Origin of the sequence: Synechococcus sp. H60.3, assembly GCF_047462295.1 — a bacterium.
Classification (GTDB): Bacteria; Cyanobacteriota; Cyanobacteriia; order Thermostichales; family Thermostichaceae; genus Thermostichus.
The window spans coordinates 35189-49347 of record NZ_JANSIY010000005.1 but is presented as its reverse complement, the minus strand read 5'-3'; the positions used below and the strand labels follow the sequence as shown (position 1 = coordinate 49347).

At 59.6% G+C, this 14159-nt stretch carries 16 protein-coding genes and 1 tRNA gene; 10 read left to right on the top strand and 7 right to left on the bottom strand.

Annotated elements, in window-relative coordinates; all coding sequences use genetic code 11:
• A partial coding sequence (locus NW841_RS01500; RefSeq protein WP_414385050.1) for a dihydrolipoamide acetyltransferase family protein occupies positions 1-812 on the top strand: 812 nt, incomplete at its 5' end.
• A gap of 4 nt (positions 813-816) precedes the next feature.
• On the opposite strand, the gene NW841_RS01495 is transcribed toward NW841_RS01500, so the two are convergent.
• Positions 817-1170 (bottom strand): rhodanese-like domain-containing protein, encoded by a 354-nt coding sequence (locus NW841_RS01495; RefSeq protein WP_414385049.1) that lies wholly within the window; start codon positions 1168-1170, stop codon positions 817-819.
• Between the two features lie 230 nt (positions 1171-1400).
• Between NW841_RS01495 and NW841_RS01490 the strand changes: the two genes are divergently transcribed.
• Positions 1401-2936 (top strand): right-handed parallel beta-helix repeat-containing protein, encoded by a 1536-nt coding sequence (locus tag NW841_RS01490; protein WP_414385047.1) that lies wholly within the window; start codon positions 1401-1403, stop codon positions 2934-2936.
• A gap of 128 nt (positions 2937-3064) precedes the next feature.
• Here NW841_RS01490 and ndhI read toward each other — a convergent pair whose 3' ends face one another.
• The 4 genes from ndhI to NW841_RS01470 are packed head-to-tail and all read right to left on the bottom strand — an operon-like array spanning position 3065 to position 6318.
• Positions 3065-3688 carry an NAD(P)H-quinone oxidoreductase subunit I gene (ndhI, locus tag NW841_RS01485; RefSeq protein WP_414359637.1) on the bottom strand — a complete coding sequence of 208 codons (624 nt, stop codon included), beginning with the start codon at positions 3686-3688 and terminating at the stop codon, positions 3065-3067.
• Between the two features lie 29 nt (positions 3689-3717).
• Positions 3718-4839, bottom strand: coding sequence for an NADH-quinone oxidoreductase subunit NuoH (gene nuoH, locus NW841_RS01480; protein ID WP_414376707.1), 1122 nt, complete (start codon positions 4837-4839; stop codon positions 3718-3720).
• A 60-nt stretch (positions 4840-4899) separates the two neighbouring features.
• A complete protein-coding gene (locus NW841_RS01475) occupies positions 4900-5103 on the bottom strand; it encodes a hypothetical protein (protein ID WP_414365360.1) in 204 nt (67 codons plus the stop codon).
• Between the two features lie 30 nt (positions 5104-5133).
• Complete coding sequence (locus NW841_RS01470) at positions 5134-6318, bottom strand: NAD(P)H-quinone oxidoreductase subunit H (protein WP_414365381.1); 1185 nt, start codon at positions 6316-6318, stop codon at positions 5134-5136.
• A 173-nt stretch (positions 6319-6491) separates the two neighbouring features.
• On the opposite strand from NW841_RS01470, the gene NW841_RS01465 reads away from it, so the two are divergent.
• Positions 6492-6815, top strand: coding sequence for a DUF3288 family protein (locus tag NW841_RS01465; RefSeq protein WP_414335221.1), 324 nt, complete (start codon positions 6492-6494; stop codon positions 6813-6815).
• Here NW841_RS01465 and NW841_RS01460 read toward each other — a convergent pair.
• Positions 6812-7369: a carboxymuconolactone decarboxylase family protein gene (locus tag NW841_RS01460; RefSeq protein WP_414385046.1), complete on the bottom strand. Its 558-nt coding sequence runs from the start codon at positions 7367-7369 to the stop codon at positions 6812-6814. The two genes, NW841_RS01465 and NW841_RS01460, sit on opposite strands and share 4 nt — an antisense overlap.
• A 204-nt stretch (positions 7370-7573) precedes the next feature.
• Positions 7574-7825 (bottom strand): hypothetical protein, encoded by a 252-nt coding sequence (locus NW841_RS01455; protein WP_414365362.1) that lies wholly within the window; start codon positions 7823-7825, stop codon positions 7574-7576.
• A 71-nt stretch (positions 7826-7896) separates the two neighbouring features.
• Here NW841_RS01455 and ureG point away from each other — a divergent pair, with 71 nt between their 5' ends.
• The 7 genes from ureG to NW841_RS01420 all read left to right on the top strand — a co-directional run bounded on the left by ureG (position 7897) and on the right by NW841_RS01420 (position 14096).
• A complete protein-coding gene (gene ureG / locus NW841_RS01450; protein ID WP_414376705.1) occupies positions 7897-8547 on the top strand; it encodes an urease accessory protein UreG in 651 nt (216 codons plus the stop codon).
• Positions 8544-9329, top strand: a complete 786-nt coding sequence (locus NW841_RS01445) for an urease accessory protein UreD (protein WP_414376703.1) — start codon at positions 8544-8546, stop codon at positions 9327-9329. Before ureG ends, NW841_RS01445 begins: the two co-directional genes overlap by 4 nt.
• A 37-nt stretch (positions 9330-9366) precedes the next feature.
• Positions 9367-10881, top strand: a complete 1515-nt coding sequence (locus tag NW841_RS01440) for a hypothetical protein (protein ID WP_414376701.1) — start codon at positions 9367-9369, stop codon at positions 10879-10881.
• A gap of 49 nt (positions 10882-10930) precedes the next feature.
• Positions 10931-11010: transfer RNA gene (locus tag NW841_RS01435), tRNA-Leu, on the top strand.
• A 680-nt stretch (positions 11011-11690) separates the two neighbouring features.
• Complete coding sequence (mgtE, locus tag NW841_RS01430; protein ID WP_414336797.1) at positions 11691-13058, top strand: magnesium transporter; 1368 nt, start codon at positions 11691-11693, stop codon at positions 13056-13058.
• Between the two features lie 104 nt (positions 13059-13162).
• A complete protein-coding gene (locus NW841_RS01425; protein ID WP_414335072.1) occupies positions 13163-13360 on the top strand; it encodes a hypothetical protein in 198 nt (65 codons plus the stop codon).
• Positions 13361-13394: 34 nt separating this feature from the next.
• Positions 13395-14096 carry an MgtC/SapB family protein gene (locus NW841_RS01420; protein WP_414365367.1) on the top strand — a complete coding sequence of 234 codons (702 nt, stop codon included), beginning with the start codon at positions 13395-13397 and terminating at the stop codon, positions 14094-14096.
• The last annotated feature ends 63 nt before the right edge of the window (positions 14097-14159 follow it).

Here is a 14159-nt window from a genome sequence, read left to right as displayed (position 1 = left end):
TTGACCTGCGCACGGTGCGCGGCTCCGGCCCTGGTGGGCGCATCGTAGCCGAAGATGTGGAGCGGGCCGCAGCTCAGGCTGCCTCCCCGCGGGTGGCAGCTCCCTCCTCGGTCGCTCCTCCCCCCGTTTCTGCGCCCCTGGGAGAAGTGGTTCCCTTGAGCACCCTGCAGGCGGCGGTGGTGCGCAACATGAACGCCAGCCTGGGCGTGCCCGTGTTCCACGTCGGCTACACCATTACCACCGACAGCCTGGATCAGCTTTACCAACAGGTAAAACCCAAAGGGGTAACGCTGACGGCCCTTTTGGTCAAGGCTGTGGCCCTCACTCTCGAAAAGCACCCCCTCCTCAACGCCAGCTACACCGAAAACGGGATCCACTACAAAGCCGACATCAACATCGCTGTGGCGGTGGCCATGGAAGATGGGGGCCTAATTACCCCTGTGCTCAGGCAGGCCAACCGGATCGATCTCTACGAGATCTCCCGCCGCTGGAAGGATCTGGTGGAGCGGGCGCGGCGCAAGCAACTGCAGCCGGAGGAGTACACCAGCGGCACCTTTACCCTCTCCAACCTGGGCATGTTTGGGGTGGATCGCTTCGACGCCATCCTGCCTCCCAACCAGGGATCCATCTTGGCCATTGGTGCTGCTCGCCCCACCGTGGTGGCCACGCCGGAAAAAGCCATCGCCATCCGCTCCCAGATGCAGGTTAACCTTACCTGTGACCACCGCGTCATCTACGGTGCCCACGCCGCAGCTTTCTTGCAAGATCTAGCCCAGTTGTTGGAGCAAAAGGTGGGATCCCTGACGCTGTAGAAGTTCAATAGGTGGGCAGGGTGGGATCCACCGCAAGGGCCCAGGCGTGGATGCCACCGCTAATGTTGTAGACCTGGGTAAAGCCGTTGGCCTGCAACCACTCGCTCACCTGGGCAGAGCGGATCCCATAGTGGCAGAGGACAAAGGTTGGGCAATGGGGATCCAGCTCCCTCAAGATTCGCTCGCTCCACTCTTTGTAACAGCTCAAGGGGTAGTGGCGAAAGCCAAGGGCGCTGAGGTTGACCAGCTCCAGCTCTGCCGGTTCCCGCACATCGATGAGTTGCAGGGGGCCGGCCTCCGGATCGCGCAGGCGGGCGGCCAGTTCTTGGGGTGTAATCGAGCGAACGGAAGCGGCCATGGCCATCTGTAACCCCATCTGGGCTTCCTTCTCAGGATATACCGGCTCAGCTTCTGCCCTGGGCTACTTGCAATTGTGCAGGATGCGCTTGGCTTCCGCGGATCCCCTGCCAGCGATCTCTTTTGAAAGGCTCTGTCTGGGAGAATTAGATCCTAGGGGCTTATCGTGGCTCTAGGTGTCTGCACTTCTGATACGTTTGACTGATAGGGATTTCCAAGGATTTTCCACGGATGAAAGGATCCCTTCCTAGAAACGGCTCCACCTGGCGAGCCCGTTCCCTCTTGCTGCCTCTGTTGGCAGGGATCGCTTTCGGCTGTGGGGGAGGTGCGGGCAACTCTCCTCCTCTGCCGCCGCCTGGGGAGCCCGTCATCCTAAGGGTGGATCCGGCCAAAGGCCCCTTCACTAAGTTGGCCGATGCCGTCGCAGAGGCGCAGCGATTGCAAAGTGCTACAGCCGGCCTGGAGGTGCTGATTGAGATTTTGGGAGCGGGCAAGGAGAGGCTAGAGAAGAACCTGGCCCTGGATGGAGGTGACGGCACCAATGGCGGGCGGATTCGGATTACCAGCTCTGCTGCCTACGAGATCCTGGCCGGGTTGTTCAATGTCATCGTAGCTAGCCAAACCAGCCTGCAAGGGGTGGAGGTGGTGTTGGAAGGCGGAAAGATTCAGGTAAACGATGGCACCTTTCAGCCCAGCAAGGTTACCCTCAATAGCCCCAGCTCCAACATCTTGGTCAACGGTAATGCCGCCGTTTTGGAGGGAGCTGTCAACCAATTGGCCCAGGTTTTTTGCCAGCAGTTTTCGGATCCCTGTGTGCAGATCTCGGGCAACGGTCGCGTCGCCAGCATCTCGGTCACTGTCAGCAAGACAGGAGGCGTAGGTGTTGGCGCTGTGCCAGGGAGTAATCCGCTCCTGGAGAACAACGCAATCCTTCTGCAAGCTCTGGGGGCTTTGGGGGTTCGCTACAGTGACAACTCCGGCGGGGTTTTCCGCAACAACCAAATCGAGGGGGATCCGCCTACGACTGCTGGGTTGGCGCTGCAGGCTCGCCAGACAGCTAGCGGCGGTACCACCGGGATCCAACTGGATGGAGCGGGATCAGTTCCGGTCATTCAATCCAACCGGATTGTTGTGGGCAGGATAGCCGGCAGCGTCGGCATTCGCATCTTGCAAGGAACCCAAGCCCGCACCATTGCCGGAAATACGTTCCTAGCCCGGGGCGAGGGCGCGGGGGTAGCCATTCAGGTGGCCCCTGGCACGCCGGAGGCAGTAGTCGCCGCCTACTTGGCCGGCAACGGCTTCCAGGGCAACTTTGCTGAAAGGATTGGCACAGGCCCCACGCCTACGCCGCCGCCAAGGCCCACACCCACGCCGACACCCCTGCCAACGCCCACGCCAACACCCACACCCACAGTTCCCCCGGCACCGACACTGACACCTCCACCTACGCCCACGCCTACGCCGACACCAACTCCAAGTCCTGCAGGCCTGCAGGTCACCATTCCGGGGCTGCCTGCCGGCGCGATAGTCACCATCCGCCTGGCCGACGGCACGGTCATCGCCACCTCCACCTCAGTGGCAGGCAACGTGGCCACCTTCCCTGAGCCCTTCACCATCCCCTTCGGTGGCCAGATCCGGATAACGCCCGCCATCCCCTCGCCGCAGCCAATCACGGTGGGCGGGACGACGCTGAACGCCTTTGACAACACCACCAACCCTGGCAGCACTACCTACTTCAACTTCGGTCCAGCTATCTCAGTAAACTAGCCTGGACAGGGCCTCTGGCCTGCTGGCGCGATGGCTGCCGTTTAGGGTGAAGATGAGTACCGGTCAGGTATTTTCAACGTTCCCTAAAATCTTGTTCACAGAGACTGGTTATGACTTGACTGCTCCTGCTAGGCGGGCTGTTCTGTAGCAGCTTTTGCTTCTTTTTCCTTAGCTGCTTTCATCTCCGCCAGAATCTCCTCCGGTCGCTTGCCAGCTCGCTGGGATCCGGCAGGCAGCTCATGGGGATCGATCACCCCCTTGGGCAGGTAGGCAAACTCCCGTAGCGGCGTTACCATCGGGTCTTCCGTGACCTTGGAAGGCAGACGGCCCAGCGCCACCTGATGGTAGTTCAGTTCGTGGCGGTCGTAGGTGGCTAGCTCATAATCTTCGGTAACCGAGAGGCAATTGGTGGGGCAAAACTCGACGCAATTGGCACAGAAAATACACACTCCAAAATCAATGCTGTAGCTATAGAGTTCTTTTTTCTTCAGCTCGGTGTTGTAGACCCAGTCCACCACCGGCAGGTCGATGGGGCAAACCCGAACACAGATCTCGCAGGCAATGCACTTATCGAACTCGAAATGAATGCGTCCCCGAAAGCGCTCGGAGGGGATCAATTTCTCAAAGGGGTACTGAACAGTTACGGGCCGGCGGTTCATGTGGTCGAAAACCACCCCCATCCCCTGGCCGATGTACTTGGCTGCTTTGAAAGCGTCGCTTACGTATTCGCCAACTCGCTTTAGAAAAGTCATGGTCGCTTTCCTCTCTCTTGTACTCTCATTCAACCCCCGAAAAAGGCGGGGAAGGCAAGTTTCAAGGCTGCCGTCAACAGCAAGTTCACAAACGAGACAGGCAGCAGAAATTTCCACCCCAAGTCCAACAGTTGGTCAATGCGCACCCGCGGCAAGGTCCAGCGCAGGAGGATGGCCAAGAACACGAAGATAAAAGCCTTGACCATCGTCATGAGAATCCCTAAGACCGCCGCGCCAATCTGCAAAAAGGGGTTGTCCAACGGGATCCCAAGCCAGGCGGCGATCGTCTCCACCGGCACCACAAACGACCAGCCACCCAGGTACAACACCGCCGCAATTAGGGAAGCCAGCAGCAGGTTGGCGTAGGATCCCAGATAAAACAGGGCAAATTTCATGCCGGAGTACTCCGTTTGGTAGCCAGCCACCAGCTCCTCCTCGGCTTCCGGCAAGTCGAACGGGATCCGCTCCGTTTCTGCCAGGGCCGAGATCAAGAAAATGACAAAACCAATCGGCTGCCGCCAGACGTTCCAACTGAGGATCCCCAGCCCGCTCTGCTGCTCCACAATCCCCACGGTGTCTAGGCCGTTGCTCATCAGCACTACCGCCAGCACCGACAGAGCTAGGGGCAGCTCGTAGCTGATCGACTGGGCCGCCGCCCGCAGCCCCCCCAGCAGGGAATACTTGTTGTTGGAGCCGTAGCCGGACATCAACAAGCCAATGGGCTGCACGCTGGAGGTGGCGATCAGGAAAAAGACGCCGATGGCGATGTTGGAGATCAACAGGTTTTGGCCGAAGGGAACCACCAGGTAACACAAAAAGACCGGCAGGAAAACCAAGATCGGCCCCAGCGTGAACAAAACCGGGTCGGCCAGGCTGGGCAGCACATCCTCCTTCGTCAAGAGCTTGATGCCATCGGCAATCGGGATCAGTACCCCCTGGGGGCCAGCCATGTTGGGGCCAATCCGCTGTTGGGCTGCTGCCGAGATCTTGCGCTCCAGCCAAGTCATCACCATCACCCCTAGGGTGGCGGCGATGACCAGCAGCAACATGGGCAGGGGCATCCAGAGGGCATGAGCGACGCCTGGGCTCAAGCCCAAGTTTTGCAGGGCAGTCTCAAAGCCGAGCTGTAGGTCGATACCAGCAGTTGTCATGGGGTTGAGTAGCTCCCTAAAGACGGTGGGTCAAAAAAACCTTGGATCCCGTGTCGTTAACTAAGCCTTGCCGTTGGGATCCGACTGAGAGGGACGGTGGCGGCGGCGTAGCTCCTGCTGAATGATGGCCTGAAGGCGAGCATCAGATAGCTGCTCGGCGCGGCGACGCCTTTCTTCTTGGTACTTGGCCCATTGCTTGGGGCCGATAATTGCGGCAATAGTTGCAACAATCAAAAGCGGCAGAACCAAGATCGCCCAGGCCATCGCCTTTATCCTCGCTTTCCTAGCGGTATTTTAGCGATCCACCTCCCCCATGATGATGTCGATGCTGCCCAGAATGGCGATCATATCGGCTACCTTCATGCCGCGAATGAGCTGAGGCAGCACCTGCAGGTTGACAAAGCCAGGCGGACGAATTTTCCAGCGCCAGGGACAGACATTGTCGTCGCCGACGATGTAAATGCCCAGCTCGCCTTTGGCGCTCTCCACCCGCACGTAGGCCTCTCCTTTGGGGATCTTGAAGTTGGCCGAGGGTTTTTTGCTGATGAACTGGTAATCGCCTTTGTTCCACTCCGACTTTGGCCCCTCCAGCATGCGTTTGGCTTCCAGATTTTCAAAGGGGCCACCGGGCAGAGCCTTCACCGCCTGCTGGACAATTTTGCAGGACTCGCGCATCTCCTTCATGCGCACCCGATAGCGGGCCAGGCAATCCCCCTCTGGGTAAACGGCCACCTCCCAGTCGAAGTCGTCGTAGCACTCGTAGTGATCCACCTTGCGCAGATCCCAGTTGACGCCGCAGGCGCGCAGCATGGGGCCAGATAGCCCCCAGTTGATGGCATCCTGCTTGGAGATGACCCCCACCCCTTCCAGCCGCCGGCGGAAAATGGGGTTGTCAGTAACCAGCCGCTCGTACTCATCTACTTTGGGCAGGAAGTACTCGCAAAAATCGAGGCATTTTTCCGTCCAGCCGTAGGGCAAATCCACCGCTACGCCCCCGACGCGGAAGTAGTTGTTGTTGATGAGGCGCATGCCGGTGACGGCTTCAAACAAATCCAAGATCCACTCCCGCTCCCGCATAGCATAGAGGAAGGGGGTTTGGGCACCCAAGTCCGCCAAGAAGGGGCCGAACCAGAGCAGGTGGTTGGTGATGCGGGTCAGCTCTAACATGATCACGCGCAAGTAGCTGGCCCGCCGGGGCACCGGGATCCCAGCCAGTTTCTCGACGGCGTTGACGGTGATGGCCTCGTTGAACATGCCAGCGCCGTAGTCCCAGCGAGAGACGTAGGGCAGGTATTGCACCACGGTGCGGTTTTCGGCAATTTTTTCCATGCCGCGGTGCAAGTAGCCGATCACGGGCTCGCAATCAACGATGTTTTCGCCATCGAGGGTGACCAGCAGGCGCAAGACCCCGTGCATAGAGGGATGGTGCGGCCCAAAGTTGAGCAGCATCCGGTCGGTACGGGTCTCGATCATGGGCATGGGCATGGCCGCCGCCTCCGCAACTGAAGAATGTTTATGGTCTGCAACATTTGCAGTATAACGGCTTTCCCGCGGTTCCTCGATCTCTCGGGCCATCAGGGATCCCAATTTTCGTCATTGAGGATCCCCTAATGGGTTCGGCTAGAGTGTTTTAAAGAAAGGTAAGGAGAGGGATGGCGGCATCTGGTTCACCCCCGAATGGCTTATCTCGGCGGGAGCAACAGCATCCGCTATATGCTACCGACAGGGCTGTGCTTGATGAGCTGATGGCGCAGGCTCGGGAGAACCCTCCCTCCGATTGGGTGCTGGCCGAAGTCGCCCGTCTGCGCATCCGCTATCAAGGTTTCCCTGGCGCCTGGGATCTGCAGCAGGATTTGGATCAGATCTTGGAGCAGTGGGGCCTGAGCGAAGAGGAGCTGTTTGCCCGCACCCGCCAGATCCACGCCCGCGGCCAGGTGTACGACCGCAGCTTCAGCACGCGAGACGACTGGGCCTAGGAGGCCTGGAGTTGCTCCGCAAAAACAGGATCCAGAGGCACATCCAAAGCAGCGATGACCTTGGTCCAGAAGTTCATAAAGCCGATCCAGGCCGAGAGCTCCACCAGATCTTCATCCGACCAGATGGCTTTGAGTCGGGCAAAGAAGCTGTCGGTAACCACCATGCTAGGCACAGTCATGCGCTCGGCGTACTCGATGGCCAGTTTCTCCGCCTCGGTGTAGAGGGTGCTGGTGCGGGCCTGGGCCACCGCCGCAATTTTGGCCGGGCTAGCTCCGTGTTTTTGCGCCTGCAGGGTGTGGTAGGGCAGGCAGTAGTGGCGGCAGCCGTTGATCTGGGCAATGCGGATGCTGACCAGCTCCTTCAGCTCTTCGGGCAGGTTGGGGTTGTCGGTGTGCAGCGCCCCGTAAAGGTTCATCACCGCCCGCATCAGTTGTGGCTTATGGGCCATCACCTGTAGCGGGTTGAGGGCGGTGCCGTAGGTTTTCTCCAGGCTTTCGTAAACCTTCTGCAGTTGCTTATCGGCTTTTTCTGGGGGAACAGGAGGGATCCGCATGGATGATCTATAAAATTGCAGCATTCTCGACTTTAGCGCGTTTGGGGGATCCGCCCAAGCCTTCCACTCCGCTGCCCTGGCTGTTTCCTCAGGGATCCCTGCTCCCACTGGAGGAGTGAGTTTCAAGCCTTCTGACAACTTTGGGTGCGGGCTTTCCCGGCCCCACCGTCAAGCCGGGCGGCAGCCCTGTTTGCAAGCCCCAACTCAATTCCCCAAGGACTGCTCGAGGGCCTCCACCTGCTGCTGCGTGGCCGTAGCCCCTTGATTGAGGGTTTGCTGGAGCTGTTCCCGCGACTGGTAGATCTGCAGCGGCCCTCCCTGGGGGATTCCTTGCTGGGCGGCCTCAGGGCTGGCCTGTTCCGGCCTCGGCTCTGAACCGAGCGGGTTGCGATAGAGGCGGTTCACAACCAAAAAGCCCACCAGCACCACGGCAGTTGCCACCAAAAGTCGAACCATACCCGGATCCCTTGCGAGCACCTGGTTCTAAAATGCCCAAAAAGAGCCTCAAGTATCAGAGGTCGGGCACAATGGTACAGACTGCTCAGCCGGTACGGGTTGGCATTGGGGGCCCGGTGGGATCCGGAAAAACCGCCCTGGTGGAAAAGCTCTGTCTGGCGCTGCGGGATCACCTGTCTTTGGCCGTGGTGACCAACGATATTTATACCCGCGAAGATGCCGAGTTTTTGGTGCGGGCCAAGGCGCTGGAAGCGGAGCGGATCATCGGCGTGGAGACCGGCGGCTGTCCCCACACGGCCATTCGGGAAGACGCCTCCCTCAACCTCGATGCCATTCAGGAGCTGGAGCGCCGCTTCTGTCCCCTGGATCTCATCCTGGTGGAATCGGGGGGGGATAACTTGGCAGCCACCTTCAGCCCAGAGCTGGTGGATGCCTGCATCTATGTTATTGACGTGGCCGAAGGGGACAAGATCCCGCGCAAGGGGGGGCCGGGGATCACCCGCTCTGACCTGCTGGTGATCAACAAGATCGACCTGGCGCCCTACGTAGGGGCAGACTTGGGGGTGATGGAACGGGATGCCCGCCGCATGCGGGGGGACAGGCCTTTTGTCTTCACCAACCTGCGCACGGGCGAGGGGCTGGAGCAGATCCTGAGCTGGCTGGAGCGGGAGGTGCTCTTTCGCTCCATCCAGGCCGATTCTACCTCTATGAGCCACCTGTGAACTTCGGCAAGGCCCTCTTGAAGATCAGCCGCCAAGGCCAACAGACTCGCATTTGGGAGTATTCTCAGGCCCCCCTGCAATGGCTGGGATCCCCGGGTGAGCCGCCACTCTATTACCTACGCAACCCCAATGGTGGACTGCTGGGCGGGGATCGCCACCACATCGCCATCGAGCTGGGGGCAGGCGCAGCGCTGGAAATTCGCACCCAGGGGGCAACCCGCCTCCACCCCGGCCTGAGCCGGCAACAGGCCAAGGTCAAGCTGGCTCCCACCAGCCAACTGATCTGGATCCCTCACCCGACCATTCTGGGCGCAGGAGCAGACTTCCGCCAACAGGTGCAGATCGAGCTGGATCCCAGTGCCCGCTTGGCCTATGCCGAGATCTGGACAGCCGGGCGGCTGGCCATGGGGGAATGCTGGCAGTTTCGGCGCCTTTCCAGCAGCTTGCGGGTTTGGGTCGCTGCCGGGATCCCCGCCTCCACAGACGGGAGCAAACTCTGGCTGCAGGAGCACCTAGACCTGCGCTTTCCCCACCAGCATATCTCCGCCGCGTCGGTGCTGGGATCCCATCTCTGCTGGGGATCCCTGTACTTACTGGGGGATTGGCCAGAGCCGGAGTGGCCGACGGATACGCACCACTGGCTGCTGCGGTCGCCGGATCCCATCTGTCAGGGCTGGATCCTACGCCAGGTGGGGCCACAGGCAGAGGCCATCTGGCAGCAGTTTGGCCAAGTTGTGCAACAGCTTGCCCCGGCCAAGAGAAGCTCAAACCAGGGGTGGTAGGCTAGGGCTGGCTTAGCCCAACCCGTTGCACGAGATCATGAACGCCGCTCGACGCATTATCAGACGTTCCGTCCGCAAGGGGCGAAGCCGCTGGCTCCTCCTCTACGAAAAAGGAATGGCCGTGCTGGCTTTGGGCAACCTGTGCTTGGTGCTCTTCGACCTCAGCTACGTGCCCTGGCGAGACTTCTGGCTCCAGGGGCGGGTGCAGATCTTCGGTGCCTTTGGCCCTCCCATTCCCTTGCCCATCCTCTCCCAACAGACCAGCCGCTCCCCGGTAACCGACCTGTACGACCCGGTTAAAGGCATTGAGCCCAACCCGGAAACCCAGCGCTACTTGGCCCTGGTGGATGAGCTGCGCCAGGTCACCCTGCGCTTTGGGGTGGAGTCGGAAGCAGCGGCACCGATCCTGGCCCGCCTGCGGCAACTGAGCGACGAGATGATCGAGACCAACCCCTTTCAGGCCGCCAACAAAACCGGCCAGTTTGTGCGCATCCTCAACTTGATGCGGGAGCACATCCCCGAAGCCGACTCGGCCAAGGCTGCCTTCGCCCGCTTCTGGACTGCCGAATACTTGGCCAGCGTCGATCCCAAAGACGGGATCGAATTTTTCCAGGCCCGCCTGCGCCCCCTCTTCGAGACCAATTACTCCCGCCCCATCGGCGAGAGCGGCAACCCGGTGGACTTTTTCCCCCTGCTGGACTTTCCCTTTGCCTTGGTGTTTGGGCTGGAATTTGTGCTGCGCACGGTGGCCATCAGCCGTCGCTACACCGGCGTCAATTGGCTGGATGCCATGCTCTGGCGCTGGTACGATGTGCTGCTGCTGTTGCCCTTTTGGCGCTGGCTGCGGGTAATCCCCGTTACCATCCGGCTGGGACAGGCGCAGTTGCTGGATCTGGAGCGGATCCGCGCCCAGGTGAGCCAAGGCTTTGTTACCAACTTCGCCGAAGACCTGACCGAGGTCATCGTCGTGCGGGTGATCAACCAAATCCAGGCATCCATCCAGCGGGGATCCTTGCCCCTGTTGCCAGCAGCCGATCCCTCCCGCAGCTACATCGACCTCAACGAGATCAACGAGCTGGAAGCCATTGCCAACCTGGTTTTTCGCACCGTCCTCTACCGCGTCCTGCCCCAGGTTCAGCCGGAGGTGGAGCAATTGCTCCGCTACAACCTGGATGGCCTGCTCAAACAACTCCCCGCCCTGCAAACCCTGGAACGGCTACCCGGCCTCGGATCCCTGCCCGGCCAACTGACGGAGCGCCTGGCCAGCGAGCTGACCACCACCACCTATAAAACCTTGACCCACAGCTTCGAGGATCCCGTCGGCTCCCAGTTGGCGGCCCAACTGTTGCGGCGCTTTGGCGAAGTCTTGGCCAACGAACTCACCCAGCAACATGCGCTGGATGAGATCCGCTCCCTGTTACAAGACTTGCTGGAAGAGATTAAGATCAACTACGTGGAGCGCCTCTCCCACGAAGATCTGGAGGAAGTGATGGAGCAAACCCGCAAGCTGCGGCAAAAAGCTCAACAACTGCAGCAAGCCCGCGGTGCGTAGGGATGGTTGACGAGGTTCCACCGGTTCAGTAGGATAATGGTTCCAGTCCGGGCGAGTGGCGGAACTGGTAGACGCACCGCACTCAAAATGCGGCGGGAAACCGTGTCGGTTCGAATCCGACCTTGCCCATGGCAAAAAGCTCAGTGACTCCGGTCTGGGCGTTAGCCCTTGAGAAGCGGCTGCTGCCACCGAGATAGGCAAGGAACGGAAAAAAGGTTGACCGGATCCCGCTTTGGCAACTAGCCTAAAAAGGGCTGAAGAGATCCTCTTCAGGCTGTCCGGGTTATTCCGGTTCAACTTTCTTGGAGGAAAACGTTCAACACCATGGACGCTTCTGGCAGTTGTAGCACTGGCCGGCAAGGATCGCTCTTCGGGGATCAAATCCTTGGAGACCTACATCCTACTGGTGTCTTCCTTTTTCCCGCTGACAGCTTCAGTCGTCGCTTGAGAGGATCCCGTTTCGCCAACGCGAAGGGGCAGGAGAGCTTTCTCAAATAGCTTCTGGCTTGGGTGGCTCTCTCGGTCGGCGACGAACAGATGGGCTGAGCAGAGCTCGACCTGAGCATCGGAAAAGGGAAAATCAGGAGTGCTTCAAAGGGGACTTCCCCTGGCTTTGGCTTTTGTAGGTGTTCGTGGGCCAGGGGATCCCTTTTATCGACTTGGGCTTTTGGGCTTCGAGTCGGATCTAAGGTTTTGTGAGGCGTTCAGCTTCAGGGCTCCCATGAGCTTTGGAGCACGAGTTGGCCGTTGCCCTCCGGGTCTTTTATCCGGCTAACTTCAACCTTCGGAGGTTTGTTATGCGGCAAAACATGCTTCGCGATCTTCTCTCTCCCGCCTCTTTGGAAGCCGCCAAGCGAGCGGCCAATCGTGCCCCTATTGCCGAGCTGGTGCAGCAGTTAATGGAGATTTCTCCACGGCAGCGGGTTTTGGCTTTTCGCCTGTTGGAAAAAGACAAAGCTATGGCGGTATTTGAGTATCTGCGGCCCGAAGAACAGGCCGATCTCATCCGCAGCATGGAAGACCCAGAGGTGATCCGGCTGGTGGAAGCCCTACCCCCAGACGAGCGGGTGCGTCTATTTGAGGAGCTGCCGGCCAAAGTTACCAAGCGGCTGATCGCCAACCTCAGCCCAGAAGCCCGTGAAGCCGTGAATATCCTGCTGAACTACCCGGAGCGCAGTGCCGGTCGGCTGATGAACCTGCGCTACTTGGCGGTGCGCGATACCCTCACCGTCGGGGCCGCTTTGGCCAGCGTGCGCGACTCCCAACTGGGGGACGACGAGCTGGATGTCATCTTTGCGGTCGATGACCAGCGGTTCTACAAAGGTCTGGTGCGCACCGTGCGGCTGGTGAAAGTGGATCCCGACCTACCCATTCGGGAGCTGATCGAAGGATCGGATATTGTTGCTCGGGTTACCGATCGAGATTTGCAAGCAGCCCGCCTGCTTAAGGATTCCGGCTTGCCGGCCATTCCGGTGGTAGACAGCGAAGGGCGCTTGGTGGGGGATATCACCTTTGAGGATGTGATCAACTTGGTGGAAGAGGAGGCTACGGATGCGGCTTTGGCCCAGGCCGGGGTGGCTAGCTTGCTCAGCCGCGATAAGGTGTGGAGCGAGCGGCTGGTCAAGGGATCCCGCTGGTATTCTGTGCGTTTGCGCCTCACTTTTTTGATCATCACCCTGATCGGCGGCATGTTGGTGGGAGGAGTGATTGAAACCTTTGAGGAAGTGTTGCAGGCAGTTACAGCGGCGGCTGTCTTCATCCCGGTGATCATGGATATGGGCGGCAATGTTGGCACCCAATCCACCACCATCTTTGCCCGTGGTCTCGCCTGGGGCCATATCAACGTGAAGCAGTTTCTTGGCTACTTGCTGCGAGAAGCCAGTATTGGCGGCATTATTGGTGTCATTCTAGGGGTTGCGGCTGGGGTGATTGCTTACTTCTGGCAGGGAGCACCCAATGGGATCCCACAGTTGGGTCTCGCAGTGGGCCTATCTATGGCCATTGTGTTGACTTTAGGAGCTTTTCTGGGGGCGATTCTGCCCTGGATCCTCTTAAAGCTGGGCTTTGACCACGCTCCCGGAGCCGACCCTTTCATCACCACCATCAAAGACTTCACCGGACTCTGGGTGTATTTCACCCTGGTAGCTTGGCTGGTCGGCGTTGAAGTCGAGCTCTGAGGCCGCTCTTTTCCCCTTGCAGTCCAACTTCGGCTCCCAGGCTACCCCCGGCCTGGGGGAGCTGGTTTGAGATTGAATCCGATTATTCGTTCAGGAGGTGTGCCATGACCTTGAAAGCTCCTTCCACCACAGCTCAGTTCCGGTTGCTGCTGCAGCGCTACGCCCATCGAGTCAGCATAACCTGCGCTTTAGAAACAGGTGGTAAGCTGGCCCCAGAAGTGGCCTTTGCTCAACTGGAAACCCTCTGGCAGGCTCTGGAACAGGCGGCCAAAGCCCTTGGGATCCCAGATGTGGCCGGCTAGCCCTCACTCCTCCACGAGAACTGGAGCCTGACCTATGACCTGGATCGACTTCACCTTCCGCCTAACGGTTGCTTTTATTTTGGGATCCCTCATCGGGTTGGAGCGACAGTGGCGGCAGCGCATGGCCGGCCTGCGCACCAACACCTTGGTGGCCACCGGTTCAGCCTTGTTTGTCATGCTCTCAGTTCTCACTCCTGATGAAAGCAGCCCGACCCGCATTGCTGCCCAAGTGGTGTCGGGGATCGGCTTTTTGGCCGGGGGCGTCATCCTCAAAGAAGGGGCCAGCGTGCGCGGCTTGAACACCGCTGCCACCATCTGGTGTGCGGCTGCCGTGGGAGCCTTTGCCGGGGCGGGGTATATTCCCCAAGCCGCTATTGGGGCAGGAGCTGTGCTGATTTCCAATATTCTGCTGCGCCCCCTGGGCTACCGCATCAACCAGCAGCCCCTCAAAGGCACAGAACTGGAACTGGTTTATGAGTGTTCATTTATTTGCAAAAGCCATGCGGAAGCCCACCTGCGCGCTCTGCTGCTGCAGGGCATAGCCCCTTCCCATCTCAAATTGCGAGCTCTCTACAGCGAAGACCTGGAGAACAAGCCCGACCTCGTTAAAGTCGAAGCAGAGCTGGTCACCCAAACCCGCGATGACCAGGCTCTAGAACAGGTTGTCAGCCGCCTCAGCCTCGAACCAGGGGTGATGACCGCCCGCTGGCGGATCATCGAACAGGAGTTTGGATAGTTGAGCCTTCCCTCCTAGCTTCCCTCCTTATAGGAGAGGGAAGACATCACCACCAACCGGGGC

Excerpts from the sequence above, each read along its gene's own strand:
- NW841_RS01495 (WP_414385049.1), bottom strand. The coding sequence starts at position 1,170 with ATGGCCGCTTCCGTTCGCTCGATTACACCCCAAGAACTGGCCGCCCGC.
- NW841_RS01490 (WP_414385047.1), top strand. The coding sequence starts at position 1,401 with ATGAAAGGATCCCTTCCTAGAAACGGCTCCACCTGGCGAGCCCGTTCC.
- ndhI (WP_414359637.1), bottom strand. The coding sequence starts at position 3,688 with ATGACTTTTCTAAAGCGAGTTGGCGAATACGTAAGCGACGCTTTCAAA.
- nuoH (WP_414376707.1), bottom strand. The coding sequence starts at position 4,839 with ATGACAACTGCTGGTATCGACCTACAGCTCGGCTTTGAGACTGCCCTG.
- NW841_RS01475 (WP_414365360.1), bottom strand. The coding sequence starts at position 5,103 with ATGGCCTGGGCGATCTTGGTTCTGCCGCTTTTGATTGTTGCAACTATT.
- NW841_RS01470 (WP_414365381.1), bottom strand. The coding sequence starts at position 6,318 with ATGCCCATGATCGAGACCCGTACCGACCGGATGCTGCTCAACTTTGGG.
- NW841_RS01465 (WP_414335221.1), top strand. The coding sequence starts at position 6,492 with ATGGCGGCATCTGGTTCACCCCCGAATGGCTTATCTCGGCGGGAGCAA.
- NW841_RS01460 (WP_414385046.1), bottom strand. The coding sequence starts at position 7,369 with ATGCGGATCCCTCCTGTTCCCCCAGAAAAAGCCGATAAGCAACTGCAG.
- NW841_RS01455 (WP_414365362.1), bottom strand. The coding sequence starts at position 7,825 with ATGGTTCGACTTTTGGTGGCAACTGCCGTGGTGCTGGTGGGCTTTTTG.
- ureG (WP_414376705.1), top strand. The coding sequence starts at position 7,897 with ATGGTACAGACTGCTCAGCCGGTACGGGTTGGCATTGGGGGCCCGGTG.
- NW841_RS01440 (WP_414376701.1), top strand. The coding sequence starts at position 9,367 with ATGAACGCCGCTCGACGCATTATCAGACGTTCCGTCCGCAAGGGGCGA.
- mgtE (WP_414336797.1), top strand. The coding sequence starts at position 11,691 with ATGCTTCGCGATCTTCTCTCTCCCGCCTCTTTGGAAGCCGCCAAGCGA.
- NW841_RS01425 (WP_414335072.1), top strand. The coding sequence starts at position 13,163 with ATGACCTTGAAAGCTCCTTCCACCACAGCTCAGTTCCGGTTGCTGCTG.
- NW841_RS01420 (WP_414365367.1), top strand. The coding sequence starts at position 13,395 with ATGACCTGGATCGACTTCACCTTCCGCCTAACGGTTGCTTTTATTTTG.